25 protein-coding genes are annotated in these 24,205 nt (G+C 64.3%); 12 read left to right on the forward strand and 13 right to left on the reverse strand.

Going from position 1 to position 24,205, the window contains the following annotated elements; all coding sequences use genetic code 11:
* Positions 1 to 171 precede the first annotated feature (171 nt).
* The 7 genes from AAFO90_RS00285 to AAFO90_RS00315 are packed head-to-tail and all read left to right on the forward strand — an operon-like array spanning position 172 to position 6,685.
* Complete coding sequence (locus tag AAFO90_RS00285; protein WP_347508107.1) at positions 172 to 1,398, forward strand: hypothetical protein; 1,227 nt, start codon at positions 172 to 174, stop codon at positions 1,396 to 1,398.
* Positions 1,395 to 2,639 carry a glycosyltransferase family 4 protein gene (locus AAFO90_RS00290; RefSeq protein ID WP_347508108.1) on the forward strand — a complete coding sequence of 415 codons (1,245 nt, stop codon included), beginning with the start codon at positions 1,395 to 1,397 and terminating at the stop codon, positions 2,637 to 2,639. Before AAFO90_RS00285 ends, AAFO90_RS00290 begins: the two co-directional genes overlap by 4 nt.
* A complete protein-coding gene (locus tag AAFO90_RS00295) occupies positions 2,636 to 3,724 on the forward strand; it encodes a glycosyltransferase family 4 protein (RefSeq protein ID WP_347508109.1) in 1,089 nt (362 codons plus the stop codon). The genes AAFO90_RS00290 and AAFO90_RS00295 overlap by 4 nt, the downstream gene beginning before the upstream one ends.
* Positions 3,721 to 4,308: a histidine phosphatase family protein gene (locus AAFO90_RS00300; protein ID WP_347508110.1), complete on the forward strand. Its 588-nt coding sequence runs from the start codon at positions 3,721 to 3,723 to the stop codon at positions 4,306 to 4,308. The genes AAFO90_RS00295 and AAFO90_RS00300 overlap by 4 nt, the downstream gene beginning before the upstream one ends.
* Positions 4,305 to 5,441, forward strand: coding sequence for a glycosyltransferase (locus AAFO90_RS00305; protein ID WP_347508111.1), 1,137 nt, complete (start codon positions 4,305 to 4,307; stop codon positions 5,439 to 5,441). Before AAFO90_RS00300 ends, AAFO90_RS00305 begins: the two co-directional genes overlap by 4 nt.
* A gap of 8 nt (positions 5,442 to 5,449) precedes the next feature.
* Positions 5,450 to 6,208, forward strand: a complete 759-nt coding sequence (locus AAFO90_RS00310) for a polysaccharide deacetylase family protein (protein WP_347508187.1) — start codon at positions 5,450 to 5,452, stop codon at positions 6,206 to 6,208.
* The gene (locus AAFO90_RS00315; protein ID WP_274835377.1) at positions 6,209 to 6,685 is read left to right on the forward strand and encodes a class I SAM-dependent methyltransferase; all 477 of its coding nucleotides are present in this window, start codon (positions 6,209 to 6,211) and stop codon (positions 6,683 to 6,685) included.
* An 84-nt stretch (positions 6,686 to 6,769) separates the two neighbouring features.
* On the opposite strand, the gene AAFO90_RS00320 is transcribed toward AAFO90_RS00315, so the two are convergent.
* Positions 6,770 to 7,912: an alpha-D-ribose 1-methylphosphonate 5-triphosphate diphosphatase gene (locus AAFO90_RS00320; RefSeq protein WP_347508112.1), complete on the reverse strand. Its 1,143-nt coding sequence runs from the start codon at positions 7,910 to 7,912 to the stop codon at positions 6,770 to 6,772.
* A 52-nt stretch (positions 7,913 to 7,964) separates the two neighbouring features.
* Between AAFO90_RS00320 and AAFO90_RS00325 the strand changes: the two genes are divergently transcribed.
* Positions 7,965 to 8,648: a DUF1045 domain-containing protein gene (locus tag AAFO90_RS00325; RefSeq protein WP_347508113.1), complete on the forward strand. Its 684-nt coding sequence runs from the start codon at positions 7,965 to 7,967 to the stop codon at positions 8,646 to 8,648.
* Here AAFO90_RS00325 and phnN read toward each other — a convergent pair.
* From phnN to phnG, 7 genes are all read right to left on the reverse strand, one after another.
* The gene (gene phnN, locus AAFO90_RS00330) at positions 8,630 to 9,190 is read right to left on the reverse strand and encodes a phosphonate metabolism protein/1,5-bisphosphokinase (PRPP-forming) PhnN (RefSeq protein ID WP_347508114.1); all 561 of its coding nucleotides are present in this window, start codon (positions 9,188 to 9,190) and stop codon (positions 8,630 to 8,632) included. The two genes, AAFO90_RS00325 and phnN, sit on opposite strands and share 19 nt — an antisense overlap.
* Positions 9,187 to 9,870: a phosphonate C-P lyase system protein PhnL gene (gene phnL, locus AAFO90_RS00335; protein WP_347508115.1), complete on the reverse strand. Its 684-nt coding sequence runs from the start codon at positions 9,868 to 9,870 to the stop codon at positions 9,187 to 9,189. Before phnL ends, phnN begins: the two co-directional genes overlap by 4 nt.
* A gap of 10 nt (positions 9,871 to 9,880) precedes the next feature.
* Positions 9,881 to 10,651, reverse strand: a complete 771-nt coding sequence (gene phnK / locus AAFO90_RS00340) for a phosphonate C-P lyase system protein PhnK (protein ID WP_192964531.1) — start codon at positions 10,649 to 10,651, stop codon at positions 9,881 to 9,883.
* Positions 10,648 to 11,508 (reverse strand): alpha-D-ribose 1-methylphosphonate 5-phosphate C-P-lyase PhnJ, encoded by an 861-nt coding sequence (locus tag AAFO90_RS00345; RefSeq protein WP_347508116.1) that lies wholly within the window; start codon positions 11,506 to 11,508, stop codon positions 10,648 to 10,650. The genes phnK and AAFO90_RS00345 overlap by 4 nt, the downstream gene beginning before the upstream one ends.
* A 114-nt stretch (positions 11,509 to 11,622) precedes the next feature.
* Positions 11,623 to 12,723 (reverse strand): carbon-phosphorus lyase complex subunit PhnI, encoded by a 1,101-nt coding sequence (locus tag AAFO90_RS00350; RefSeq protein WP_347508117.1) that lies wholly within the window; start codon positions 12,721 to 12,723, stop codon positions 11,623 to 11,625.
* Positions 12,724 to 12,726: 3 nt separating this feature from the next.
* Positions 12,727 to 13,311 carry a phosphonate C-P lyase system protein PhnH gene (phnH, locus tag AAFO90_RS00355; RefSeq protein ID WP_347508118.1) on the reverse strand — a complete coding sequence of 195 codons (585 nt, stop codon included), beginning with the start codon at positions 13,309 to 13,311 and terminating at the stop codon, positions 12,727 to 12,729.
* A complete protein-coding gene (gene phnG, locus AAFO90_RS00360; RefSeq protein WP_347508119.1) occupies positions 13,311 to 13,775 on the reverse strand; it encodes a phosphonate C-P lyase system protein PhnG in 465 nt (154 codons plus the stop codon). The genes phnH and phnG overlap by 1 nt, the downstream gene beginning before the upstream one ends.
* A 108-nt stretch (positions 13,776 to 13,883) precedes the next feature.
* On the opposite strand from phnG, the gene phnF reads away from it, so the two are divergent.
* A complete protein-coding gene (gene phnF, locus AAFO90_RS00365) occupies positions 13,884 to 14,597 on the forward strand; it encodes a phosphonate metabolism transcriptional regulator PhnF (protein WP_347508120.1) in 714 nt (237 codons plus the stop codon).
* A 313-nt stretch (positions 14,598 to 14,910) separates the two neighbouring features.
* Here phnF and AAFO90_RS00370 read toward each other — a convergent pair whose 3' ends face one another.
* The 3 genes from AAFO90_RS00370 to AAFO90_RS00380 are packed head-to-tail and all read right to left on the reverse strand — an operon-like array spanning position 14,911 to position 17,125.
* Positions 14,911 to 15,714, reverse strand: coding sequence for a substrate-binding domain-containing protein (locus AAFO90_RS00370; RefSeq protein ID WP_347508121.1), 804 nt, complete (start codon positions 15,712 to 15,714; stop codon positions 14,911 to 14,913).
* Positions 15,711 to 16,421: an ATP-binding cassette domain-containing protein gene (locus tag AAFO90_RS00375; RefSeq protein ID WP_274831583.1), complete on the reverse strand. Its 711-nt coding sequence runs from the start codon at positions 16,419 to 16,421 to the stop codon at positions 15,711 to 15,713. Before AAFO90_RS00375 ends, AAFO90_RS00370 begins: the two co-directional genes overlap by 4 nt.
* Positions 16,421 to 17,125 (reverse strand): ABC transporter permease, encoded by a 705-nt coding sequence (locus AAFO90_RS00380; protein WP_065272274.1) that lies wholly within the window; start codon positions 17,123 to 17,125, stop codon positions 16,421 to 16,423. Before AAFO90_RS00380 ends, AAFO90_RS00375 begins: the two co-directional genes overlap by 1 nt.
* 403 nt (positions 17,126 to 17,528) lie before the next feature.
* Here AAFO90_RS00380 and nadA point away from each other — a divergent pair, with 403 nt between their 5' ends.
* Genes nadA through nadC form a run of 3 tightly spaced genes read left to right on the forward strand, consistent with a single transcriptional unit; the run spans position 17,529 to position 21,025 of the window.
* Entirely contained in the window at positions 17,529 to 18,581 is a 1,053-nt protein-coding gene (gene nadA, locus AAFO90_RS00385) for a quinolinate synthase NadA (protein WP_347508122.1), read from the forward strand.
* Between the two features lie 3 nt (positions 18,582 to 18,584).
* Complete coding sequence (locus tag AAFO90_RS00390) at positions 18,585 to 20,174, forward strand: L-aspartate oxidase (RefSeq protein WP_347508123.1); 1,590 nt, start codon at positions 18,585 to 18,587, stop codon at positions 20,172 to 20,174.
* Complete coding sequence (gene nadC, locus AAFO90_RS00395; RefSeq protein ID WP_347508124.1) at positions 20,171 to 21,025, forward strand: carboxylating nicotinate-nucleotide diphosphorylase; 855 nt, start codon at positions 20,171 to 20,173, stop codon at positions 21,023 to 21,025. Before AAFO90_RS00390 ends, nadC begins: the two co-directional genes overlap by 4 nt.
* 8 nt (positions 21,026 to 21,033) lie before the next feature.
* Here the strand turns inward: nadC and AAFO90_RS00400 are convergent, their stop codons facing one another.
* Positions 21,034 to 23,019, reverse strand: coding sequence for a CocE/NonD family hydrolase (locus AAFO90_RS00400; RefSeq protein WP_347508125.1), 1,986 nt, complete (start codon positions 23,017 to 23,019; stop codon positions 21,034 to 21,036).
* A 51-nt stretch (positions 23,020 to 23,070) separates the two neighbouring features.
* Complete coding sequence (locus tag AAFO90_RS00405; protein ID WP_347508126.1) at positions 23,071 to 24,174, reverse strand: CaiB/BaiF CoA-transferase family protein; 1,104 nt, start codon at positions 24,172 to 24,174, stop codon at positions 23,071 to 23,073.
* Between the last annotated feature and the right edge of the window lie 31 nt (positions 24,175 to 24,205).

Consider the following 24,205-nt stretch of genomic DNA (forward strand, 5'->3'; position numbering starts at 1 on the left):
CGGCGCAATTGCCCTACTGCAACAACAGCGGAACGATTTTGGCACATCGCCGTGACGCGCGGGGCTTTAGCTGCCATTTGTTGCGCAATCGGGACTGCAAAGGCCGATCGCCCTTGATTTCGGCGCCTGCCTATTGCACCACCCTGATAATACACCTGTTCAGGCGACCCTATGAAAGATCAGACAAGCTCCACCGCCGACAGGGAAAACGGCGCCCACAGCCCCCGGGTCATGCTCTACAGTCATGACACCTTCGGGCTGGGCCACCTGCGCAGATCGCGGGCGCTTGCCGGGGCGATTACCGCCGCCGATCCTTCTGCGTCAGCGCTGATCCTGACCGGTTCACCGGTTGCCGGACGGTTTGCCTTTCCCAGCCGGGTCGATCACATGCGCCTGCCCGGGGTGATCAAACGCTCCGACGGCAGCTATGCTTCGCGCACCATGGGAATGAGCATCGAGGAAACCACCGAGATGCGCGCCGGGCTGATCCGCTCCATGGCGCAGCAATACGATCCCGACGTGCTGATCGTCGACAAGGAGCCAACCGGTTTCCGCGGCGAGCTGATGCCCGCGCTGGAATGCCTGCGCAGCCGCGGCCATTGCAAGCTGGTGCTGGGCCTGCGCGATGTTCTGGACGAACCCGAGGTGCTGGCTGCCGAATGGGAACGCAAGAACGCGGTTCCGGTGACCGAACAGTTTTACGACGAAATCTGGGTCTATGGCCTCAGCTCGGTCTATGACCCCACGCAGGGGCTGGATCTGTCGCCCGAAACCCGCTCCCGCATGCACTGGACCGGCTATCTGCGCCGCGATCTGGGCCAGATCGGTGAGCCGCCCGAACAGCCCTATATCCTGATCACCCCCGGCGGTGGTGGCGACGGGGCGATGATGGTGGATCTGGTGCTTTCGGCCTATGAACGGGATCCAAACCTCAGCCCGCGTGCCGTGCTGGTCTATGGCCCCTTCCTGTCCGGAGAAACCCGCGAGGCGTTTGAGGCCCGCGTTGCCGCGCTGGATGGCCGCGTCACCAGCGTTGGTTTCGAAAGCCGGATCGAAACGCTGTTTGCAGGCGCCTGCGGCGTGGTTTGCATGGGCGGCTACAACACCTTCTGCGAGGTCCTGTCCTTTGACAAACCTGCGGTAATCGTGCCCCGTACCACGCCGCGTCTGGAACAGTGGATCCGCGCCAGCCGCGCCGAGGAACTGGGCCTTGTTTCCATGCTGGACGAAGACCGCGATGGCTGGACCCCCGAGGCGATGATCCGCGCGATAGATGCGTTGAAGGATCAAAAACCCCCCTCTGCCGCTTTTGGCGAAGGGTTCCTCGACGGGCTCGATTACGTCACCCACCGGGTGAGCGCCCTGCTGCAGGACGCGCCGCGAAAGGCAACCGAATGACCACAAACCGGCCACCGCTTGCGGTGCTGGTCAAGGGCTGGCCGCGCCTGTCCGAGACCTTTATCGCGCAGGAGCTTGTCGCGTTGGAGGCCGCGGGCCACAGTTTCGAAATCTGGTCCCTGCGCCATCCCACCGATGTCAAACGCCACCCGCTGCACGACCGCTTGCAGGCGCAGGTGAACTACCTTCCCGAATACCTCTATCAGGAGCCGGAGCGCGTCTGGCGCGCCCGCGAGACGGCGCGAAAGCTGCCGGGCTACGCCGAGGCCCGGCGGATCTGGCGCGCCGACCTGCGCCGCGACCCCAGCCGCAACCGCATCCGCCGCTTTGGCCAGGCCTGCGTGCTGGCCGCCGAAATGCCGGACGCGGTTCTGGGGCTTTATGCCCATTTCCTGCACACACCGTCCTCGGTGGCGCGCTATGCGGCGATCATGCGTGGCCTGCCGTGGAGCTTTTCCGCCCATGCCAAGGACATCTGGACCTCGCCCGACTGGGAGATCCGCGAAAAACTGTCCAGCGCCAATCACGGCGCTACCTTCGGCGCCACCTGCACTGCCTTTGGCGCCCAGCACCTGCGCGATATGTCGGACGATCCGGCGCGCATCGACCTGATCTATCACGGTCTGGACCTCAGCCGGTTTCCCGCCCCGCCTGACCGCATCTGGCGCAAGGCCAGCGATCCACTGCACCTGATGTCCGTTGGTCGGCTGGTGGAAAAGAAGGGCTTTGACCGGCTGATCGACGCGCTGGCGCTGCTGCCAAAGGACCTGAACTGGCACTGGACCCATATCGGCGGTGGCGGTCTGGGGGATCTGTTGCAAGGCATGGCCGAGGATGCGGGCGTTGCCGATCGCATCACCTGGCGCGGTGCCTGCGACCAGCCCGAGGTAATCGAGGCGATGTGCCAGAGCGATATCTTCGTCCTGCCCAGCCGCGTTGCCGCAGATGGCGACCGCGACGGTCTGCCGAACGTACTGATGGAAGCCGCCTCGCAGCGGCTGCCGATCCTGTCGACGCCGGTCTCTGCCATCCCCGAATTCATCGACAGCGGCACCCATGGTCTGCTCAGCGATGATGCCCCCGCAGCGCTGGCAGCCGCCATCTGCAAGATGGCCGAGGATCCAGAGAAGACCGCCGCCATGGCCGAAGCCGCGCTCCAGCGCCTGCGCCGTGACTTTGGCATGGATCCGGGCATTGCCCGCCTTTCCGAACGGCTCAACGCCATGCTGAATGGCGCATGACCAGCGGCAGCGGCAAACACATCGCCTTTTATGCGCCGATGAAATCGCCGCGCAGCCCGGTGCCCTCGGGCGACCGCGAAGTGGCCCGCAACCTGATGGATGTGATTGCGACAGGCGGCGCCCGCGTCGATCTGGTCAGCGAGCTGCGCATCTATGACAAGACAGGCGATGCGCAGCGGCAGAACGACCTGCAAGAGGCCGCCCGGCAAGAGGTTCGTCGCCTGCTGGACGAGATGCCGCCCGTGGATTTCTGGGTGACCTACCACAACTACTACAAGGCGCCGGACCTGATCGGGCCTGCCGTGGCCCGCGCCCGTTCCATTCCCTATGTGCAGATCGAAAGCACCCGCGCCACCAGTCGCCTGACGGGCCCCTGGGCCGGGTTTGCCAAGGCCGCCCATGACGCTGCCGATGCGGCCGATACCATCTTCTATTTCACTGCCAACGACCTGATCACGCTGGAGCGCGAGCGCTTTGGCAGCCAAGCGCTGGTGCACCTGCCGCCCTTCCTGCCGCAAGGCGCGCTGCCGGAGCCATCGACGCTGGACGGTCCCATGCTCAGCGTCGGCATGATGCGCGCCGGGGACAAGCTGTCCTCGTATCGCATCATTGCGGAAACGCTCAGCCATCTTGAGGGCGACTGGCAGCTTGAGATCGCAGGCGATGGCCCCGCCCGGGCCGAGGTCGAGGCGATGATGGCGCCCTTTGGCGACCGTGTGCAGTTTCTGGGACAGCTGGATCGCGACGGCCTGACGGCCGCCTATCGGCGCGCCAGCCTGTTTCTCTGGCCCGGCGTCAACGAGGCCTTTGGCATGGCATACTTAGAGGCGCAGGCGCACGGCCTGCCCGTGGTGGCGCAGGATCGCCCCGGCATGCGCGACGTGCTCACCGCTGCCGCATACCCGGCACCGGAAGAGGGATCAAAGGCGCTGGCAGAGCAGATCAGCACCCTGCTGACCGATCCTGACCTGCGCGCCCGCCGCAGCGCCGAGGCGCGCCAGATGATTGCCACAACTCACCTTGCCCCCGCCGCAAGCGCCCGTTTCTGGGCCGCCGTGGCCCCGCTGATGGAGGCCCATCCATGATCCGTCTTGCCCTTTTGCGCCATGGACATACCGACTGGAACCGCGCGGGCCGCATTCAGGGCCGCAGCGATATTGCGCTGGATGATACCGCCCGCAGCGAGCTGACCGCGCAGGCATTGCCCGCGCCCTGGGATGCGGCGGATCTGTGGTCCAGCCCGCTGCTGCGCGCCGCCGAAACCGCGAAACTGGTGGTCGGGCGTGATCCCCAAACGGCGCCCGAGCTGATTGAAATGGACTGGGGCGACTGGGAAGGTCTGCGCGGGATCGACCTCAAGGCCGACCCGAAAAGCGGCTTTCGCGATATCGAGCACTGGGGCTGGGACTATCGCCCCCCCGGCGGCGAGACCCCGGCCGAGGTCTGGGAACGTATCGCGCCCTGGCTGCAACGCCTCACCCGGGACACGGTCGCGGTCTGCCATATCGGGATCATGCGGATGATCCTGGCGCGCGCTTATGGCTGGGACTTCGACGGTCCGGCGCCCTTCCGGATCAAACGCAACCGCCTCTTCGTGGTGGAGATCGACGGCGACGCCCTGCGCCCGCAGCCGGATCCCATCCGCCTGATCCCGAAAGAGCCGCAATGAGGGTCCTGATCGCAGTCACCCATCTACTGGGCACCGGCCATCTGTCACGGGCGCTGACGCTGGGCCGGGCCTTTGCGGCGGCAGGCCATCAGGTCCGCGTGGCCTCGGGTGGATTTCCGGCACCGCAGCTGAGCCTTGCGGGGCTGGATCTGGTGCAACTGCCTCCGCTGCGCTCGGACGGGGTGGATTTCACTCGGCTTCTGACAGCCGAGGGCACCGTGGCGGATGACGCCTATCACGACGCCCGGCAACGCACTTTGTGCGAAACCCTGCGCGAAATGCAGCCCGATGTGCTGATCACCGAGCTTTACCCCTTTGGCCGCCGCAGCCTGAAGGGAGAGTTTCTGTCACTGCTGAAGGCCGCCCACGCCCTGCCGCACCGGCCCGTAGTGCTGGCCTCGATCCGCGATATTCTGGCGCCGCCCTCCAAGCCCAAAAAGGCGGTAGAGGCAGACGCGGTGATCGCGGAGTTCTACGATGCAGTGCTGGTGCATTCCGACCCCGCCGCCACCCGGCTGGATATCAGCTGGCCGGTCTCGGAGATGCTGGCGGGCAAGCTGCGCTATACCGGTTACGTGGCGCCTCCAGCCGCCCTACCGCACCCCGAACAGGCAGGCACGGGTGAGGTGCTGGTCAGCGCCGGCGGCGGCAGCGTTGGCGATGCCCTATATGACACCGCGCTGGAGGCCGCGCAGCAGTCGCCCGATATCACGTGGCGGCTTTTGGTCGGCGGCAGCGACGCGGCAGAACGGATCGCGCGGTTCACTGCCAAAGGCTCCCGCGCCATCATCGAAGCAGCCCGCCCCGATTTCCGTCAGATGCTGTGCCACGCCGCCGCCTCGGTCAGCATGTGCGGCTACAACACCGCGCTGGACCTGCTGCAGGCGGGTAGCCCCGCCGTTCTTGTGCCCTTTGATGCGGGCAAGGAAGTGGAACAATCCCTGCGCGCCGAGAGCCTGGCGCCGCTAAGCGGTATCGCGGTGCTGAAGACCGCCGATCTGACGCCAAGCGCGCTGGTACAGGCGGTGAAAGGCGTGATGGCCGAGGCGCCGCGCGCCACCGACCGCTTCCGGTTTGACGGCGCCGCCAGAACGGTAGAGATTGCTGCCGAACTGGCAGGAGACCGTCGATGACCCCGGCAATCACCCCGGATTGGAGCGCGCTGGATCAGGAGCTCGAGGCCTGGCAGCAGGCCGGATTGCAGCTCCCCCTGTGGTGGCGCGATGATGACGCCACCGAGGTCACGCCGCAACTACAGCAGCTGACCGAAACCGCGCAGCGGCTGGGTCTGCCGGTGCATCTGGCGATCATCCCACGGGACGCCCAGCCGGAACTGGCCGCGCATCTGCAGAACACGACTGATCTGATCCCCGTGGTGCATGGCTGGGCTCATAAAAGCCACGCCCCAGAGGGTGAGAAAAAGGCCGAGTTCGGCGCCCACCGTCCGGTGCAGGATATGCTGGGCGAGGCCGAAGCCGGGTTGGAGCGGCTGAAGAGCTTTTTCGGATCCAGCCTGCGCCCAATGTTCGTGCCGCCCTGGAACCGCATCGCGCCCGAGATCCTGCCCTGGATGGCAGGCCTTGGCTATTGCGCCCTGTCGACCTTTACCCCGCGCTCCCGGACCAAGGCCGCGCCGGGACTTGTACAGATCAACACGCATCTGGACCCGATCGACTGGAAGGGCAGCCGGTCATTGCTCCCCGAGGCGCAGCTGATCGCCCAGGTCGCATCGCAGCTGAAAGACCGCCGCGAGGGCCGCGCCGACACCCGCGAACCCTATGGCATCCTGACCCACCATCTGGTGCATGACGACCGGATCTGGGGGTTTACCGAAACACTGATTACACGTCTTCTGGCCGGGCCCGCCGTGGCCTGGACCTATGACGAAAGGATTTCCTGAATGAGCCGACTGGATTCGATGCTGCGCCGCCTGACCGCGCAACGGGACGGGCTGAACTGGGCCGCTGAGCAGATCACGGATGTTCCTGGCGACGCGCTGGACATGGGGTTGGGCAACGGACGCACCTATGACCACCTGCGCGAGATCCTGCCGGATCGCCGTATCTGGGTGATCGACCGGGTGCTGCAATGCCACCCTTCCTGCGTGCCGCCCGAAAAGGATTTCCTGCAAGGCGAAGCCGAACCCATGCTGCAGCGCCTTGCGGCTGAGGGCCACAAGATCGTGCTGGCGCATTATGATTTCGGCTTTGGCGTCAAGGAAAAGGACGTCGCCGAGGCTGCTGCCATGTCGCCGGTGATCGCCTCTGTCATGGCGCCGGGCGGTATCATCGTCTCGGGCCAGCCTCTGGTGGGTTTTGAGGAGCTGGACGGCCCAGAAGGCATCCCCGAAGGCCGCTACATGTTCTACCGCGCCTGACGCGCCGCCCAACGGCGTTCACCGAAACAAAAGGCCCCGATGCGCTTTGCGCCGGGGCCTTTATGCATGAAACTGAGTTGTTTTTCAGGCCACCCGCTGGCCCCGGGAATAGACTCCCTGCAGCGCAGGCACACCTGCGCGCATGGCGAAACGGATCAGATCCGCGCGTTTGCCGATCTCCAGCAACCCACGATCCTTCAGGCCCACCGCCTTGGCCGGGGCGCTGGTGACGGTCGCCATGCCGCGCGCCATATCACCCCAGATCTCTCCCAGCCGCGCCGCTGCCAGCAAGAGCGCCGCCGGCACATAATCGGACGACACGATATCCAGAAGGTCCAGCTCGGCCAGTTCCTGCGCCGCCACATTGCCCGAATGCGAGCCGCCGCGGATCAGGTTCGGCGCCCCCATCATCACCTGGATGTCATGGGCATGGCAGGCACGGGCGGCTTCGACCGTGGTGGGGAATTCGGCCAGCCGGATGCCGTGACCGGCCGAGACGGCGACCTGATCCTCGGTGGTGTCGTCATGGCTGGCCAGCACCGCGCCAAACCGCTGCGCGGCCTTCACCGCCTCGACCTCATGCAGATCGCCATAGGTGTCGCGCATGGTCTTGAGGTTGGCGACATGCTGCAGGAAGGCATCATCATCGAAGCCATGCTTGCCCTTCACATAGGCCTCGAGTTTTGAAATATCGCGGAACTGGCGCTGCCCCGGCGTGTGGTCCATCAGCGAGACCAGACCGACGCGGTCCTCATCCGTGAACTCGTTCAGCTCATCCACTAGAGTCTCCGAACAGACCTCGGCCCGCAGGTGCAGGAAATGGCTGATCTTGAGCGCATCCTTGCCGCGCAGTTCCAGTAGTTCAGAGGCCAGACTACGGGCGTATTGACCGTATCGCGCCTCCTTGCTCTTGATCGAACCGACCCGCATCGCATCGAAGACCGTGGTGATCCCGGTGCCCGCCAGTTCGGCATCATGTGCGATGATCGCGGCGGCATGGGGCCAGTCCACCTTAGGGCGGGGCTGGATGTGACGTTCCAGATTGTCGGTGTGCAGCTCGATCAGGCCGGGGCTGACGAAATCGCCGCCGCAATCCACCGCACCGCTGGGCACGCCCGCCCCCTCGGCCATATCCGCGATCTCTCCGTCCTTGATCCTGAGGCTGCCGGTGCGGGTTTCGCCGGGCAGAACAAGGGTGGCATTGGCAAGGATCATCTCTTGTGTCATCTGGATTTCACATCTTTCGAGGTATTGGAAAGGCCACGTTTAGGAGGCCAATGTGACATTCACGCGATACGCGATCTATTTTGCGCCGCCCCAAGGGGCGGATTGGAGCCGGTTTGGGGCCAGCTGGCTGGGCTGGGACATGGAGACCGGGGCCGAGGTGCCGCACCCGGAGATCGAAGGGCTGGACGTGGCCGCGATCACCGCGACGCCGCGCAAATATGGCCTGCATGCAACCATGAAGCCGCCGATGCGGCTGGCAGAGGGGTATTGCCAGGCCGACCTTGAGGCCGCCTGCACCGCGCTCGCCGCCACACAGGCGCCTGTCGCGCTGGACGGGTTGCAGCTGGCGCGGCTGGGCCGGTTCCTGGCGCTGCGCCCCTTGGGCGATGAAAGCGCGCTCAATGCACTGGCCGCCGCCTGCGTGCGCGATCTCGATGCCTTTCGCGCCCCTGCCCCCGAGGCGGAACTGGCCCGCCGCCGCGCGAACGGACTCAGCCCCGAGCAGGACCAGAACCTTGTAACCTGGGGCTACCCATACGTTTTGGATCAATTCCGCTTTCACATCACCCTGACCGGCAAGCTGCCCAAGCCGGAGCTGCCCAGCGTCGAAGCTGCATTGCAGGCGCATCTGATGCCGCTGGTGCCTGCGCCCTTCGTGATCAAGGATCTGGCGCTGATGGGCGAGGACGCTGAGGGGAAGTTTCACCTGATCCACCGCTACACCCTGACCGGCTGAAGGACGCTCAGCGCGGTGGTCACCGCCGCGCTGAGATCGCCGCTGTTGTCAATCTCGTGCACCTCGGCCAGCCCCGCAGGCAGCGGTTTCACTGCGCGGGCAAGCCGACGCTGCACCTCGGCGGCATCCTCGCGCCCGCGCGCCGCCAGCCGGGCGGCCAGCACCTCGGGACGGGCGGTGACGGACAGCACCCGGAAATCGTCGAATGCGTTCTGCGCCTCAAGCAGCACCCCGCGAGAGAGGTTGACCAGAACCGCAGTTACCCCAAAGCGCAGAGACTCGATCTCTTTGGGAATGCCATAGTGCAGCCCATGGGCAGGCCAATGGAGGGCAAAGGCGCCCTTGCCTGCCAGATCCAGAAACGCGGCTTCGGTCACCGGGGTGTAGTCCTCCCCCCCGGCCTCGGGCGCGCGGGTGATCACCCGGCGCATCAATTTTATGCCGGGATCGGCCTGCCGCAGCCCCTCCATCAGGCTGTCCTTGCCCACGCCTGAGGGACCGACAACGGCAATCACCGGCCCCTTGTTCGCTCCCATGCTCATGCGGCGGCCCTTGGGGTAAAGCCCGAGACATCGACAAACCGGTCGCAGACCTGCTCGCGTGCGGCCTCGTCATGGAAGATTCCGACAATGGCCGCGCCGCGCGCCTTGGCCCCTTCGATGAGACCCAGCACCGTGGCCCGGTTCTGCGCATCAAGGCTGGCGGTGGGTTCATCCAGCAATAGCGCCGGATAGTCATAGGCAAAGCCCCGCGCGATATTCACCCGCTGCTGCTCCCCGCCGGAAAAAGTCGTCGGGCTGAGGCTCCAGAGCCGTTCGGGAATGTTGAGCTGCGCCAGAAGGGTCGCCGCCTTTTCGCGCGCCTCCTCGATCGGGGTGCCCACCGCCAACAGCGGATCCGCCACCACATCAAGGGCAGGCACACGCGGCACCACCCGCAGGAACTGGCTGACATAGCCCAGCGTCTTGCGGCGCAGGTCCAGGATCTCGCGCGGCTCGGCCTGTGCCACGTCGGTGCCGCCCACCATGATACTGCCACTGGCAGCAAGGTAGTTGCCGTAAATGAGCCGCATCAGGGTTGATTTCCCGGCCCCCGAGGCCCCCACCAGTCCGACGCATTCGCCGGGTTTGACGGAAAGCGTTGCACCCTCCATCACCGGGATCACTGCGCTGCCCTGATTGTGCAGGGTGAAGCTTTTGCTGACGTTTTGAAGTTCGATCATCACTTTACCCTCACACCTGCAACACGCTGGAGACCAGCAGCTGCGTATAGCCATGTTGCGGATCGTCCAGCACCTGATCGGTCAGACCCGTTTCCACCACATGACCGTCCTTCATCACCATCAGCCGGTCCGCCAGAAGCCGCACCACCGCCAGATCGTGGGTGACGATGATGGCGCTAAGGCCCATCTCGCGCACGAGGCCCCGCAAGAGATCCAGAAGCCGCGCCTGCACGGACACATCCAGGCCCCCGGTGGGTTCATCCATGAACACCAGTCGCGGTCCGGTCACCAGATTGCGGGCGATCTGAAGCCGCTGCTGCATGCCGCCGGAAAAGGCCGAGGGGCGGTCATCAATGCGGGCATCGGAAATCTCCACCCGGCCCAGCCAATCGGCAGCGCGGGCGCGGATATCACCATAGTGGCGGTCGCCAACCGCCATCAGCCGCTCACCGATGTTGCCACCGGCCGAGACCGACATGCGCAAGCCATCGCGGGCGTGCTGGTGGACAAAGGCCCAGTCGGTACGCCCCAGCATCCGCCGCGCGGGTTCCGACATGGTGACCGTATCCACCGGCCCGTCAGCGCGGGTGTCAAACACGACCTCTCCCCGATCCGGCGCCAGATGCCCGGCAAGGCAGTTCAATAGGGTGGACTTGCCCGAGCCGCTTTCGCCGACGATGCCCATCACCTCACCGGGATACAGGTCAAAGCTGACATCGGTACAACCGATCCGCGCGCCATACATCTTGGCGACGTCTTTCACTTGCAGCAAAGGGGTCATGCCGCGGCCTCCTCTCCCAGGCGGCCCACATGGCCTGCCTCGCGCCGCGAACGGCAGTAATCGGTGTCCGAGCAGACAAACATCCGGTTGCCCGCATCATCGAGGATCACCTCATCGAGATAGCTGTCCTCTGCCGCGCAAAGGTCACACGGATGATCGGCCTTACTGGCCTCGAAAGGGTAATCCTCGAAATCAAGGCTCACGACCGATGTATAGGGCGGCACCGCGTAGATGCGCTGTTCACGGCCCGCGCCGAACAGCTGAATCGCCGCCATCTCCATCTTGGGGTTGTCGAACTTTGGGATCGGCGAGGGATCCATCACGTAGCGATCCGAGACCTTCACCGGATAGGCATAGGAGGTCGCGATGGCGCCGTGCTGGCTTATATCCTCATAGAGCTTCACATGCATGAGACCATATTCCTGCAAGGCGTGCATCTTGCGGGTCTCGGTCTCGCGCGGCTCAAGGAAGCGCAGCGGTTCCGGGATCGGCACCTGATAGACGAGGATCTGATCTTCGGAGAGCTGTGCCTCGGGGATACGGTGGCGGGTCTGGATAACGCTGGCCTGTTCCGTCTCCTCGGTGGTGGCAACACCGGCGGTGCGCTCAAAGAACTTGCGGATCGAGACTGCGTTTGTGGTGTCATCGGCGCCCTGATCGATCACCTTGAAGGTATCCTCGGGCGTCAGCGTTGCGGCAGAGACCTGCACGCCGCCTGTGCCCCAGCCATAGGGCATGGGCATTTCACGGCTGGCAAAGGGCACCTGATAGCCCGGCACCGCCAGACCTTTCAGGATCGCCCGACGGATCATCCGCTTGGTCTGCTCGTCGAGGTATGCAAAGTTATAGTCAGACATTCTGGGCACCCTTCTTCCGTTTGGCCCGGCATCGCCGGGCCGCGCCCGACCTCCCCCCCGGGAGGGCGCTTCGCCCCCACCCGAGGTCGGGCACTGCCCTGTGTTGCACAAAACTCATTCCGCCGCCTCCTTCGCCGCCATCTGCTCCACCGCCTCGGCAGCTTCGCGGCGCAGCTTGCGCACCAGTTCCAGCTCGGACTGGAAATCGACGTAATGCGGCAGCTTGATATGTTCGAGGAACCCCGTCGCCTGAATGTTGTCCGAATGGCTGAGCACGAATTCCTCGTCCTGCGCGGCGGCGCCAAGGTTATCCTCTCCCAGCTCTTTCCAGCGCAGGGCGCGATCCACCAACGCCATGGCGATGCTCTTGCGCTCTGACTGACCGAACACGAGGCCATAACCACGGGTGAATTGCGGCGGCACGGTCTTGGATCCCTTGAACTGGTTCACCGTCTCGCATTCGGTCAACTCCACCTCGCCGATCTCGATGGCAAATCCCAGCTCCGGGATCTCCATCTCCACCGCCACGGTGCCGATGCGCAATTCGCCCACAAAGGCGTGGTTGCGCGCATAGCCACGCTGGGTGGAATAGGCCATGCCAAGGATGAACCCCTCATCCCCGCGCGTCAGCGATTGCAGCCTGACCGATCGGTCAGCCGGAAAGGCCATCGGTTCGCGCGTCAGATCTCCGGGCTGCGCCTCGGAACTCGGTTCGCGTTCGATGATGTCCTCGCCCTGCAGGAACTCGGTAATATGGGGCGTGGGTTCCGTCCGGGGCGCGGCGGCGGGCGCTTCCGGCGCTTCACCTTCGGCGGCCAGTTTGAAATCCAACAGCCGGTGGGTGTAATCAAAGGTCGGCCCCAGCACCTGCCCACCCGGCGCATCCTTGAAGGTCGCCGAAATCCGCCGGTCGCAGGCCATCGCACCGGTATCTACCGGCAGCGTATAGCCAAAGCGCGGCAACGTGGTGCGATAGGCACGGATGAGGAAGATCGCCTCGATCAGATCACCGCGCGACTGTTTGATCGCAAGCGCCGCCAGATCGGGATCGAACAGCGACCCTTCGGCCATCACCCGGTTCACCGCCAGAGCCAGCTGTTCGCGGATCTGCGCCAGTGAAAGCTCGGTAACCGAAGCATCGCCGCGACGCTCCTCCGCCAGCCAGGCATGGGCATTGTCGATGGCGCGCTCGCCACCCTTTACGGCTACATACATGGCTCAGGCCTCCGCACGGATCTGGGTCGAGCGCGGCAGCGCCGCCACCTGAGACCCAGAGGTGAAAAAGAAATCGACGCCCAAGGGATAAAGCATCGCATTGCCCGCACAGGCCGCCGGATCCGGCAGGGCCATCTGCGCTGTGTCCTTGATGCCGGGGCCGCTGAGCGTGGCATTGGTCGCGTCAAAGCCCGCAACCTCGACGATCAGGGTGGTCGAGCGGTCCGGGTACTCCGCCGTTCCGATGGGGAAGCGATCGAGCGGCATCAGCGCCTCCCAGCCGCCAAGGGCAAAATCCGCCTGCTCCGCACTGACAATGGGCGCGCCGGTATGGAAGGTCAGCCAGCCACGCAGGGCCTCGCTGTCCACATCGGGCGCCAGGAAGACGCCGGTTTCGGGATCGCAAAGCGTCAGCAGCAGGCTGCCCGCCGCATGGGAAATCCCCTCGGGCGGGATAGCGCCCGTGATCTTTTGCACCGTGCCGGGCCGCGCCATGGCATTCATTGCCGCACGAAAGGCATGGGCCGAGGCGACTGGCGGGTTGGCAAACCCACCCGCATAGACCGTGTTGTCCGTCATCTGGTTCATCAGTCCTCTCCCCGCACCATGGTGAAGAAATCGACCTTGGTCGCAGCCGCCTTGGCCGCGCGGGCCGCCTTGGACGTGGCACGCTCCTGTTCAAGCGGGACCAGAACCGTCGCGCGCAGCGCCTCGGCCACATCGGTCTGCATCAGCGCGTCGATCTTGGCGGCCATCTCGGCCTTGGCCTTGGACCGGCCCTGCACGTAGCCGTGGCCAACCGTGCCGTCGGCCAGCGACAGGGCGCAGCGGGTGACGGTCATCTCACCAAGGTTGAAGGGCGCGCCGCTGCCGCCCATACGGCCCCGGACCATCACGCCGCCCGCCTCGGGCGCGCGCAGCCAGTCAAAGGCAGGCTCATGATCAAAGGCGCGCCAAAGCTCGGCAAGCCGGGTATCGTCAGCCGAGGCCAGAAGACCCATCCAGGCCTTGCGATCTCTCGTGCGATCCTCTGCGGAAATTGTGGTGTTCATCGTGTCAAAGCCTCTTGGCCGGGTTGTCTACATAAGCTATACAACTAGACAAATCATAGGTGACTCGCCTGCAAGGGCGCAAGCCAATCCTTGTGAAAGTTTGATGACATGGCCCGAACCCCGGTCTGGAAATCCATCGCAGGCACATTGACCGACGATATCGCCCAGGGGCGCTATGACACCGGCGACAAGCTGCCAGCAGAGGCGCAGCTGGCGGCGCGGTTCGGCGTTAACCGCCACACGGTGCGCCGCGCTCTGGCGGAAATGGCCGCAGGAGGTCTGGTGCATGCACGGCGCGGCGCCGGGGTGTTTGTTGCCGCCAAACCGACGGATTACCCGATCGGCAAACGGGTGCGCTTTCACCAGAACATCTCCAAAGGCGGGCGCACCCCGGCAAAGCAGATCCTGACCACCGAAACCCGCGCCGCAGCAACGGGTGAGGCTGCCGCGCTGGGGCTTGCGCCTGGCGATCCGGTGCATGTCTATGACGGGCTGTCGCTGGCGGACGGGCAACCCATCGCCCTGTTCCAAAGCATCTTTCCAGCCGATAGATTCCCGGAGATACTCACGGCGCTGGAAGAGACGCAATCCGTCACTGCCGCGCTGCAACGCTGCGGCATCGAAGATTATACCCGTATCGAGACCCGCATCACCGCCCGACAGGCCACCGCGACACAGGCGCTGCGCCTACGCATCCCCGAAGGCGCCCCGATCCTGCGCACCACCGGCATCAATGTAGATTCCGAAGGCCGCCCCATCGAATATGGCCGCACCTGGTTTGCAGGCGACAGGGTGACCCTGACCGTCGGCGGCGACGAATAGAAAGCTCTCGCCCATCAAAGCTCTTCTGACGATGGCCCTTTCCCGTTGGGCCCAGCGCTACCTGCCGAAAAGCCGTTCGCCAAATCCGGGTCAAGGGCCGCGCAAGCGGCCGTGCGCATGCACGGTTCACCCTTGAGGCGGAATTGGCGGACTGGACACTCGATATGGCGCATCAGGGCAAACCTACCCCTGAGGCGCCTCTCAGCAAAGGAAAAGCGCCGCGCAAAGCGCGGCGCCTGACCCAACCGGGACAACGCATTTTCAAATGCGGCGGCACGGGCGGGAGATCCCCGCGCCGTGGCTCACACAAGACTTATTGCTTGGCGTTGAACACGAACAGGGTCTCACCGTTGATCTTGTAATCGTTGATCAACGCCTTGGCCTTGTCCGACACCAGCCAGCCTTCCAGCTTCATCGCCAGATCGTTCTTGGCATGCGTGTGTTTCTCCGGGTTCACCGGCAGATAGGCGTATTGGTTGAACAGCACCGGATCACCCGAGAACAGCAGCGCCAGATCGCCCTTGTTGCCAAAGTTCAGCCAGCTGGCACGGTCGGCCATGATATAGGCATTCATCCCCGCTGCCGTGTTGAGCGCCGAGCCCATGCCGGCCCCCACCGCGCGGTACCAGTCACCAAAGCTCCCAGCGTCCAGACCGGCAGCCGCCCAGAGGCTCAGCTCTTTCTTGTGGGTGCCACTGTCGTCGCCGCGGCTGACAAACAGCGCCTCTGCACCTGCAACCTTCTGCAGGGCATCAACGGCGGTTTCCGCATCCGCAATCCCGGCGCCATCCGCGTTGGGTCCGATAAAGACGAAATCATTATACATGATCTCGCGGCGATGGGTGCCGTTACCCCCAGCCAGAAAACGCTCTTCGGCTTTTTTCGAATGCACCAGGATCGCATCCACATCGCCTGCTTCGCCCAGGCGGATCGCCTGACCGGTGCCAACGACCAGAAGCTGCACGTCCAGATCCAGATCCTTCTTGATCTCCGGCAGCAGGATCTCTGCCAGGCCGGAATTGTGGAACGAGGTGGTCACCGCCATCTTCATCTCTTCGGCAAAAGATGCGGTGGCCATGACGGCCGAGGCGACAACGCCCAACACCAGATGTTTCATTCTACTATATCTCCTCTCAAGAATGCTTGCCCCTGCGGGGTTTGAGGCCCGGCAAAAAAAGCTTCGGCCGGAGCGAACTCGTGAATGCGGCCGCCAATGATGAGAATCACCTCATCCGCCAGCCGCTGCGCCTGACCCATGTTGTGGGTCGACATGATCAGGCGAGTCCCGCTTTGGGCCGCCTCGGTCAGGATCTCTTCGATTTCCCGCGTCGCCCGTCCATCAAGCGAGGCGCAGGGTTCGTCCAGAAACAGCACTTCCGGATCCCGGATCAGCGCCCGGGCCAGCGCCAGCTTTTGCCGCTCACCACCCGAAAGCAGCACCGCGGGCCGCTCCAGCGCATCGCCCAGATCGATCCGCCGCGCCCAGTCCGCAGCACGGGCGCGGGCCTCCTTGCGTGGTACCCCGATCAGGCGCAGAGGGTAGGCGATGTTTTCCACCACGGACCGGCGCATCATCACCGGTGTCTGAAACACAAAGGCCTGACGCTTTTCCGCCTCCGCCTTGGGGCAAGCCCAGGTCAGGCTACCGCCATTGAGACGTACGACGCCGTGCAGCATTTTCAGAAACGAGGTCTTGCCGGCTCCGTTCGGCCCCACCACGATAGTCGCTCCCACGCCTTCCAGCGTCAGGTCCACCGGGCCAACCAACACCTTGCCGCGCCTGCGCACCACGCCCTGATCCACGGTCAGCGGGAACATCTGCATCACCAGCGTCCCCCGCGTTCGGTATGGCCGATCCAGTGGATCGACAGGTTGACGGCAATCGCCATGCCAATCAGCACAAAGCCAAGGCCCAGAGCCATTGCAAATTCTCCCTTGCCGGTTTCCAACGCGATCGCAGTGGTCAGCACCCGGGTGGCATGGTCGATATTGCCGCCCACCACCATGATGGCGCCGACTTCTCCGATGGCGCGGCCAAACCCGGCCAGCGCCGCCGTCAATAGCGCCCGCCGCCCATCCCACAACAGCGCCCGGATCCTTTGCCCCTGGGTGGTGTTCAGTGAAATCAGCAGGTCGTGGTAATCGCTCCACAGCTCGCGCAGGGACTGATGCGCGATCGAGGCCACCAGCGGCACGATGATGATCACCTGAGCGATCACCATCGCCGAGGGCGTGAACAACAGCCCCAGCACCCCCAGCGGCCCGGACCGCGACAGGAAGACATAGACGATCAGGCCGACCACCACCGGCGGCAGCCCCATCAGCGCATTGAGCACCGCAATCGTCGGACGGCGCAGGCGAAACCGGCGGACAGCCAGCAAGGCCGCCAATGGCAAGGCGATGGCAGAGGCGATGGCAAGGGCGGTCAAAGTGACCCTGAGAGAGCGCAAAGTGATCTCGACCAGATCAGGATCCAGCATCACCACCAGCCAGAACGCCTGGCTCAGACCGTCCCACAGATCAGACATGACGCTTGATTTTCCCCCCGATGGCTTAGGGTTACAGGCCTGTTTCCCTCAGCTTTCCCCAGTGTCAAAACACAGGAAAGCACCCCGAAACAGAAAAAAATGCAGCCGCCCCTGAAAAAGGACAATTTGTCCACCATATCGATGAGTGACTGCGCATCGCCGGACAGAAAGATGCCCAACGCCCGCGCTTGATCCGGGGAACAGATCTTCTATCGCCGGGTTTACAAACCCGCGGAGCAAGAGATTCTTGGCCTTCCGGCCACCCCAACAGCAGCCCCGGCGCAGCAGCGACCAGCCTGCGGCCTTTTCGCACCATTACTTGCGCGCGGCATGTGAACGTGAAAGAAGACCGACCCAAAGTGCCCGCCACAGTTCCGCAAGGGCGCGTTTTCGAGGAAATGCCATGTTCGATCTGCAAACCATGCGCGATCAACTCGCCAGCACCTATGATCTGGCGCCCAACCCCGATCTGGCCGAACAGATGTCAGATCTGTACCAGACCATGGACCGCGTGGTGAACCCGGTCGACTGGGCGCGCTATGCGCCCTATGTCGCGGCGATCAACGCGCTGAAGAAAGAACGCGGCGCGGTCATTTTGGCCCACAACTACATGACGCCGGAGATCTATCACGGCGTTGCGGATTTCGTCGGCGACAGCCTGCAGCTGGCCATCGAAGCCGCCCGCGTCGAAGCGGATGTGATCGTGCAATGCGGCGTGCATTTCATGGCCGAGACCTCCAAGATCCTTTCTCCTGAGAAAACCGTGCTGATGCCCGATATGGCGGCAGGCTGTTCGCTGGCCGAAAGCATCACCGCCGCGGGCGTGGAAGAAATGCGCCGCAAATACCCCGGCGCGCCGGTTGTCACTTACGTGAACACCACCGCCGAGGTAAAAGCCGCCTCCGACATCTGCTGCACCTCCTCCAATGCAGCGCAGATCGTCGCCGCGATGGACAGCGACACCGTCATCATGACGCCGGACAAATACCTGGCGCAGAACGTGGCGAACCAGGTGCCGCAGAAAAATATCGTCTGGTGGGACGGCTCCTGCATCGTACACGAGCAATACACCGCCAAGGACCTGCGCGAATTCCGCGAATGGAACCCCGGCACCCGGCTGATCGCCCACCCCGAATGCCCCCCCGATGTGGTGGCCGAGGCGGATTTCTCCGGCTCCACCAGCGGCATCATCAAATATGTGACGGACGAAAAACCGGAAAAGGCGATGCTGATCACCGAATGTTCGATGGCCTCGAACATCGCGGATGAGTTGCCCGAGGTGGATTTCGTCGGCCCCTGCAACATGTGCCCCTACATGAAGATGATTACGCTGGAGAAAATCCTGTGGTCGCTGCACACCATGTCCGAACCGGTCGAGGTTGACCCTCAGATCGCGGACAAGGCGCGGCTTGCAGTGCAGCGGATGATCGATCTCAGCCAGAAACTGGGCATCTGACCGGTGACAGAGGCCAGCACCGGGCGCATTGACACCGGCCGCATCGTCATCGTCGGCGCCGGTCTGGGCGCGCTTTACGCGGCGCTGGAACTGGCGCCGCGGCCAGTGCTGATGATCTCTCCTGAAACGCTTGGCCAGGGCGCGAGCTCTGCCTGGGCGCAGGGCGGTGTCGCCGCCGCCATGGATCAAAGCGACAGCCCCGAAGCCCATGCTGCCGATACCCGGACCGCTGGCGCAGGCACTGTCGATCCAAAGGTGGCCGCCATGGTCACCCGCGTTGCGCGCGAGCATATTCTGGACCTCACCGATCTTGGCACGCCCTTTGACCGCGACGCGGCGGGCAACTACGTGATGAGCCGCGAAGCCGCCCATTCCGCCGCCCGCGTGGTGCGCGTGAAGGGTGACCGGGCTGGCGCGCAGATCATGGAAACCCTGATCGCGGCCGTGCGCGCCGCCCCTTCGGTGCAAGTTCTGGAAAACACCCAGGCCGTCCGACTAGAGGTAGACGGCGATACCGTCACCGGCGTCTGGATCTCGCAGGCCGACGCGCCCTCGGATCCCGTGCTGATCACTTGCCCCGGCGTTCTTCTGGCCGGGGGCGGCTCTGGCGGGCTTTATGCCCATACGACCAACCCGCCCCGCATTCGTGGGCAGGTTATCGGTCTTGCCGCCCGCGCGGGCGTGCGTATCGCCGACCCTGAATTCGTGCAATTCCACCCCACCGCCTTTGATATCGGTGAAGACCCGGCGCCCTTGGCGACCGAGGCCCTGCGCGGCGATGGCGCAGTGCTCCTGAACAACAAGGGCGAACGCTTCATGCAGGCGGTCCACCCGGACGCCGAGCTGGCCCCGCGCGATATCGTGGCCCGCGCCATCTTTGCCGAGACCCAAGCCGGGCGCCGACCGGTTCTGGACACCCGGCAGGCCCTTGGCGCCGAGGTTGCAACCCGCTTTCCCACCGTCGCCGAAACCTGCGCCCGCGCCGGGATCGACCCTGTGACCCAGCCGATCCCCGTGGCCGTCGCCGCCCACTACCACATGGGCGGGGTGGACACGGACATGCAGGGGCGTGCCAGCCTTGGCCATTTGTGGGTCTGCGGCGAGGCTTCCTCGACCGGGTTGCACGGTGCCAACCGGCTGGCCTCCAATGGATTGCTGGAGGCACTGGTCTATGCCCGCACCGCTGCGGCCGATATGAAGGATTTGGAGCAAAAGGGCGATCTGTCGGAGGTCGCGATCACCTTTGCACCTGATGGTCACGAAACAGATCCCAGCGCCGTTCAGACCCTGCGCGAGACCATGACCGCCAATGTCGGCGTACGCCGCACCGAGGACGGCCTCAAAACCGCGCTTACCACTATTGCCCGGCTGGAGGCCGAGAACGCGAAGGATGAACCCTTCGTCAACATGTGCGCCACCGCCACCCTGATCGCCGCCGCCGCCCTGATGCGCCGCGAAAGCCGAGGCGGGCATTACCGCGATGATTTCCCCGAGGCCGATCCCGCACAGGCCCATCGCACCCATATCACCCTGACCGAGGCCCTTGCCCTGCGCGACCGGATCGCGGGCGAGAGCGCAAAGGAGCCCACATGAGCACTGCCTTCGCCACCCTGCCCGACCTGATTCTGGAACCGATGGTACGTGCCGCCCTGCACGAGGATCTGGGCCAGAACGGCGATATCACCACCCGCGCGGTGATCCCGGCGGATGTGACCTATTCCGCCCGGCTGAACGCCCGCGAGACAGGCATCGTGTCGGGGATGCAGATCGCCCGCATCGCCTTTCATCTGGTGGACGCGGGACTGAAGGTGGAGACGCTGCTGCCCGATGGCAGTGCCTGCAAACCCGGCGATACGCTGATGACCATCGAAGGTTCTGCCGCTTCGATCCTATCCGGCGAGCGGGTGGCGCTGAATTTCGCGGGACGGCTAACTGGGATCGCAACACTGACCCATTGTTTCGTGCGCGAAACAACCGGAACGAATACCCGCATAACCTGCACCCGCAAGACCACGCCGGGCCTGCGCATCGCGGAAAAGCAGGCGGTTTTGCACGGCGGTGGCTACAACCACCGCTTTGGCCTGTCGGATGCGATCCTGATCAAGGACAACCACATCGCTGCCGCCGGAGGCATTACGGCGGTGCTGGAGGCCGCCAAGGCCAGCGTCAGCCACATGATGAAGGTGGAGATCGAGGTCGACACGCTGTCCCAGCTCGAAGAGGTGCTGAAGACCGGCGGCGCGGATGTGGTCCTGCTCGACAACATGGACACGCCGACGCTGGCAGAGGCCGTCAAGATGACGCGCGGCCATCTGGTGACCGAGGCATCCGGCAACATGAAGCTGGAGCGCATTGCCGAGGTCGCCGCCACCGGAGTTGATTACATCTCCTCCGGCGCGCTGACCCATTCGGCGCCGACTCTGGACCTCGGCCTCGACTTCTGAGGCTGCCGCTAGAGGTAGCCGCGCGGTACTGTCTCGGACCATTCCTTGACCAGAACCGGCTCTGATGCACCGCCCTCATAGGCGTGGATGCGCCGCCAGAGGTAGAAATTCTGCGCATCGCAGGTCATCCGGTTTTCCGTATCGATGGCCACCTGCCAGTCGCCGCGCGCAAAGGTAAAGCGCCAGTCGGATTTGAAGGTCGCCGTGGCCGGGTCATCCGGATGGATCGCATAGTGCATCGACACATGGCTGCCGACCTGCATGCCGTTATGCGGGTTCACCGCCTCGCCGTAGTCGTCAAAGGTATCGAGCACCAGCGTACCGTCCGTGAGCGTCTTCGTCTCGGAGGTGCCCGAAGGCGCGCGCAGCTGCCTGCCGCCCAGGGTCGGATAGGGCTGCGCGGGGCCGGGGGCTTCGGGGGCGATTTCATCGGTCACGCTCCGCTCGGGCAGGATCAGGGCGCAGTCTTTCAGGTCCAGCGTGATCTCTGCCGCCTCGGGCGCGGGCCAGACGATGGGCCAGTATGAGGTCGACAGCGCCAGACGCAGCACATGACCGGGGCGCAGCGCATGGGCGCATTCGTTGAGCGGGAATTCCACCTCATACCGCTGACCAGGCACAAGCTTCTCCGGTGCGTCATGGCCATTCAGATGTGTCAGGTTGAAAGGGCGATAGCTGATCCGCTGCGAGGAACCATCCGGCGCCACATCGCACAGGCGTCCGACGATCTGCGCGACCGGGCGATCGACGGTAAAGGCGATGCGCACGCGCGGGCGGCCAAGGATCTGCAACTCATCTTCCAGCGGCGCGGTGTCGAAACAGGCCGACAGCGCATCATCCCCCGCCTGATCGCCGGGGAGTTCATTGTCGAACCGCATGCCCGGACAGAAATAGCCCCCCGCCTGACCGACGGTTGCAGGGTTTAAAATCCTGCACTCCCCGCTGCCTGCAGTGTCTGTCAGACTGCCTGTCGAAAGATAAACCACCCGTTCGCTGACATTGGGCGAGGGCCAGTTCTGCTCGGCCACCCAGCGGCCCTTGCGGGGCTTGTTTTCCTTGGTGGGGCCGAAATGCTCTTGCATGTAGACACGGTAGTCGGGCAGCGCCTCGGCGCCCGTTTCCTCGCCCTTCAGCCAATGGTCGAACCAGCGCAAAACTTCGCCGTGGAAATCCGCCGCCTCCAGCTTCGAGATATGCGCATAGCGATGCTCCCACGGGCCCATCAGCGCCTTGGTGGGTGCGGTCAGGTTCGCCGCCAGCATCGCTGGCGTATTGAGATAGGCATCGGCCCAGCCGGTGATCGCCAGCACCGGGGCGGTGATCGCCGACCAGTCCTCGCAGACCGATCCGTGTTTCCAGAAATCATCGCGGGACGGGTGGCGCAGCCAGTCGGCGGACATGAAAGGCAGGTTTTCGATCCGCTGCAGCCAGGCATCGCGCCAGTCGGGGCGCAGCTCGGGATCCAGGGGCCGCGTCATATAGGCGAACATCTGGCTGCCCCAATTGGCATTGTCGCTGAGCAGGCATCCCCCCATGTAGTGGATGTCATCGGCATAGCGGTCGGCGGTGGACGCGACCGAGACCACTGCCTGCAATTCGGGTGGGCGACGGTAGGCCAGTTGCAAGCCGTTGAAGCCGCCCCAGGAGATACCGATCATCCCGACCTTGCCGCTGCTCCAGGGTTGCGCCGCGATCCAGGCGAGGACCGCCTCGCCGTCGCTCAGCTCCTGTTCGGAATATTCATCGTCGAACAGCCCCTCGCTGTCGCCGCTGCCCGAGATATCGACGCGGATGCAGGCGTAGCCTTCTCCGGCAAAAACGGTATGGGTGGTCTCATCCCGCGGCGCGGTGCCATCGCGTTTGCGATAGGGCAGGTATTCCAGGATCGCCGGGAACGGCCCCTCCCCTTCGGGCAGCCAGATCCGCGCCGCCAGAAGACGCCCGTCAGCCATCGGAATCCAGGTGTTTTCAATCAGGGTAAAGGGCACGGGCATAGGGGCATCCAATCTTAAAAAAGTTTGGCGCCACCCTGCCTTCGCGCGTCCTTATTTGGCAAGCTTTGGCGCGGATTTTTCCAGCGCCAATTCGGCATCCGAGAATTTCCAAGGCCCCCGGACGCCTGGCACCCCTTCAGGCGCGATCTGCATACCACGATGCTGGATCTGCGGATCGTCAAAGGCCTGCCCGATGGTGTTGATCGGCCCGGCGGGAACCGTCGCCGCCTCCAGTGCCGCCAGAAGATCAGATTGGCTCCATTGTATCAGGGCCGTCTCCAGCAGCGCGGTCAGCTCCTGACGGTTCGCCACCCGCAGCTGATTGGTCAGGAACCGCGGATCGACCTTCAGATCCGGCAGGCCCAGCGCATCACACAGCCGCTGGAACTGGCCGTCGTTGCCCACCGCCAAAATGATATGGCCATCCTTCACCGCCATCACCTGATAGGGCGCGATATTGGGGTGATCATTGCCCAGTCGCGTCGGGCTGGTGCCGGTGGCGAGATAGTTCATCGCCTGATTGGCCAGCATCGCCGTGGCACAATCCAGCAGCGACATGTCCAGATGCTGCCCCCGCCCCGTGGTGTGGCGCTGCTCGACCGCTGCAAGAATGCCGATGGTGCCGTAAAGCCCGGTCACGATATCGGTGATGGCAACGCCCACCTTTTGCGGCTGCCCCTCGGGGTCGCCGGTGATCGACATCAGCCCCGACATGCCTTGAAGCAGGAAGTCATAGCCCGCGCGGGAGGCATAGGGGCCGTCCTGCCCGAAACCGGTGACCGAGCAATAGATCAGGCGCGGGTTCACCTGTTTCAGGCTGTCATAATCCAGCCCGTATTTCTTCAGGCCGCCAACCTTGAAGTTCTCGATCAGGATGTCGGCGTCCTTGATCAGATCAATGACCGTCTGGCGACCTTCCTCGGTGCGGAAATCTGCGGCGACACAATCCTTGCCGCGGTTGGCCGCATAGTAATAGGCCGCCGTCTTGTCCTCATCCCGCTCGATGAACGGAGGGCCCCAGTGGCGGGTATCATCGCCTGCCTCGCTTTCGACCTTGATCACCTCGGCGCCCAGATCCGCCAAAGACTGGCCAATCCAGGGGCCAGCCAGAATACGGGCGAGTTCAACCACTTTGAGGCCTGAAAGCGGGGTCATGGCGGCTCCTGTTCTTGTCGCTGTTGCGCCT

This window comes from Phaeobacter sp. CAU 1743 (assembly GCF_039839315.1).
Taxonomy (GTDB): Bacteria; Pseudomonadota; Alphaproteobacteria; order Rhodobacterales; family Rhodobacteraceae; genus Phycobacter; species Phycobacter gallaeciensis_A.

Excerpts from the sequence above, each read along its gene's own strand:
- AAFO90_RS00285 (WP_347508107.1), top strand. The coding sequence starts at position 172 with ATGAAAGATCAGACAAGCTCCACCGCCGACAGGGAAAACGGCGCCCAC.
- AAFO90_RS00290 (WP_347508108.1), top strand. The coding sequence starts at position 1,395 with ATGACCACAAACCGGCCACCGCTTGCGGTGCTGGTCAAGGGCTGGCCG.
- AAFO90_RS00295 (WP_347508109.1), top strand. The coding sequence starts at position 2,636 with ATGACCAGCGGCAGCGGCAAACACATCGCCTTTTATGCGCCGATGAAA.
- AAFO90_RS00300 (WP_347508110.1), top strand. The coding sequence starts at position 3,721 with ATGATCCGTCTTGCCCTTTTGCGCCATGGACATACCGACTGGAACCGC.
- AAFO90_RS00305 (WP_347508111.1), top strand. The coding sequence starts at position 4,305 with ATGAGGGTCCTGATCGCAGTCACCCATCTACTGGGCACCGGCCATCTG.
- AAFO90_RS00315 (WP_274835377.1), top strand. The coding sequence starts at position 6,209 with ATGAGCCGACTGGATTCGATGCTGCGCCGCCTGACCGCGCAACGGGAC.
- AAFO90_RS00320 (WP_347508112.1), bottom strand. The coding sequence starts at position 7,912 with ATGACACAAGAGATGATCCTTGCCAATGCCACCCTTGTTCTGCCCGGC.
- phnN (WP_347508114.1), bottom strand. The coding sequence starts at position 9,190 with ATGAGCATGGGAGCGAACAAGGGGCCGGTGATTGCCGTTGTCGGTCCC.
- phnL (WP_347508115.1), bottom strand. The coding sequence starts at position 9,870 with ATGATCGAACTTCAAAACGTCAGCAAAAGCTTCACCCTGCACAATCAG.
- phnK (WP_192964531.1), bottom strand. The coding sequence starts at position 10,651 with ATGACCCCTTTGCTGCAAGTGAAAGACGTCGCCAAGATGTATGGCGCG.
- AAFO90_RS00345 (WP_347508116.1), bottom strand. The coding sequence starts at position 11,508 with ATGTCTGACTATAACTTTGCATACCTCGACGAGCAGACCAAGCGGATG.
- AAFO90_RS00350 (WP_347508117.1), bottom strand. The coding sequence starts at position 12,723 with ATGTATGTAGCCGTAAAGGGTGGCGAGCGCGCCATCGACAATGCCCAT.
- phnH (WP_347508118.1), bottom strand. The coding sequence starts at position 13,311 with ATGAACCAGATGACGGACAACACGGTCTATGCGGGTGGGTTTGCCAAC.
- phnG (WP_347508119.1), bottom strand. The coding sequence starts at position 13,775 with ATGAACACCACAATTTCCGCAGAGGATCGCACGAGAGATCGCAAGGCC.
- phnF (WP_347508120.1), top strand. The coding sequence starts at position 13,884 with ATGGCCCGAACCCCGGTCTGGAAATCCATCGCAGGCACATTGACCGAC.
- AAFO90_RS00370 (WP_347508121.1), bottom strand. The coding sequence starts at position 15,714 with ATGAAACATCTGGTGTTGGGCGTTGTCGCCTCGGCCGTCATGGCCACC.
- AAFO90_RS00375 (WP_274831583.1), bottom strand. The coding sequence starts at position 16,421 with ATGCAGATGTTCCCGCTGACCGTGGATCAGGGCGTGGTGCGCAGGCGC.
- AAFO90_RS00380 (WP_065272274.1), bottom strand. The coding sequence starts at position 17,125 with ATGTCTGATCTGTGGGACGGTCTGAGCCAGGCGTTCTGGCTGGTGGTG.
- nadA (WP_347508122.1), top strand. The coding sequence starts at position 17,529 with ATGTTCGATCTGCAAACCATGCGCGATCAACTCGCCAGCACCTATGAT.
- nadC (WP_347508124.1), top strand. The coding sequence starts at position 20,171 with ATGAGCACTGCCTTCGCCACCCTGCCCGACCTGATTCTGGAACCGATG.
- AAFO90_RS00400 (WP_347508125.1), bottom strand. The coding sequence starts at position 23,019 with ATGCCCGTGCCCTTTACCCTGATTGAAAACACCTGGATTCCGATGGCT.
- AAFO90_RS00405 (WP_347508126.1), bottom strand. The coding sequence starts at position 24,174 with ATGACCCCGCTTTCAGGCCTCAAAGTGGTTGAACTCGCCCGTATTCTG.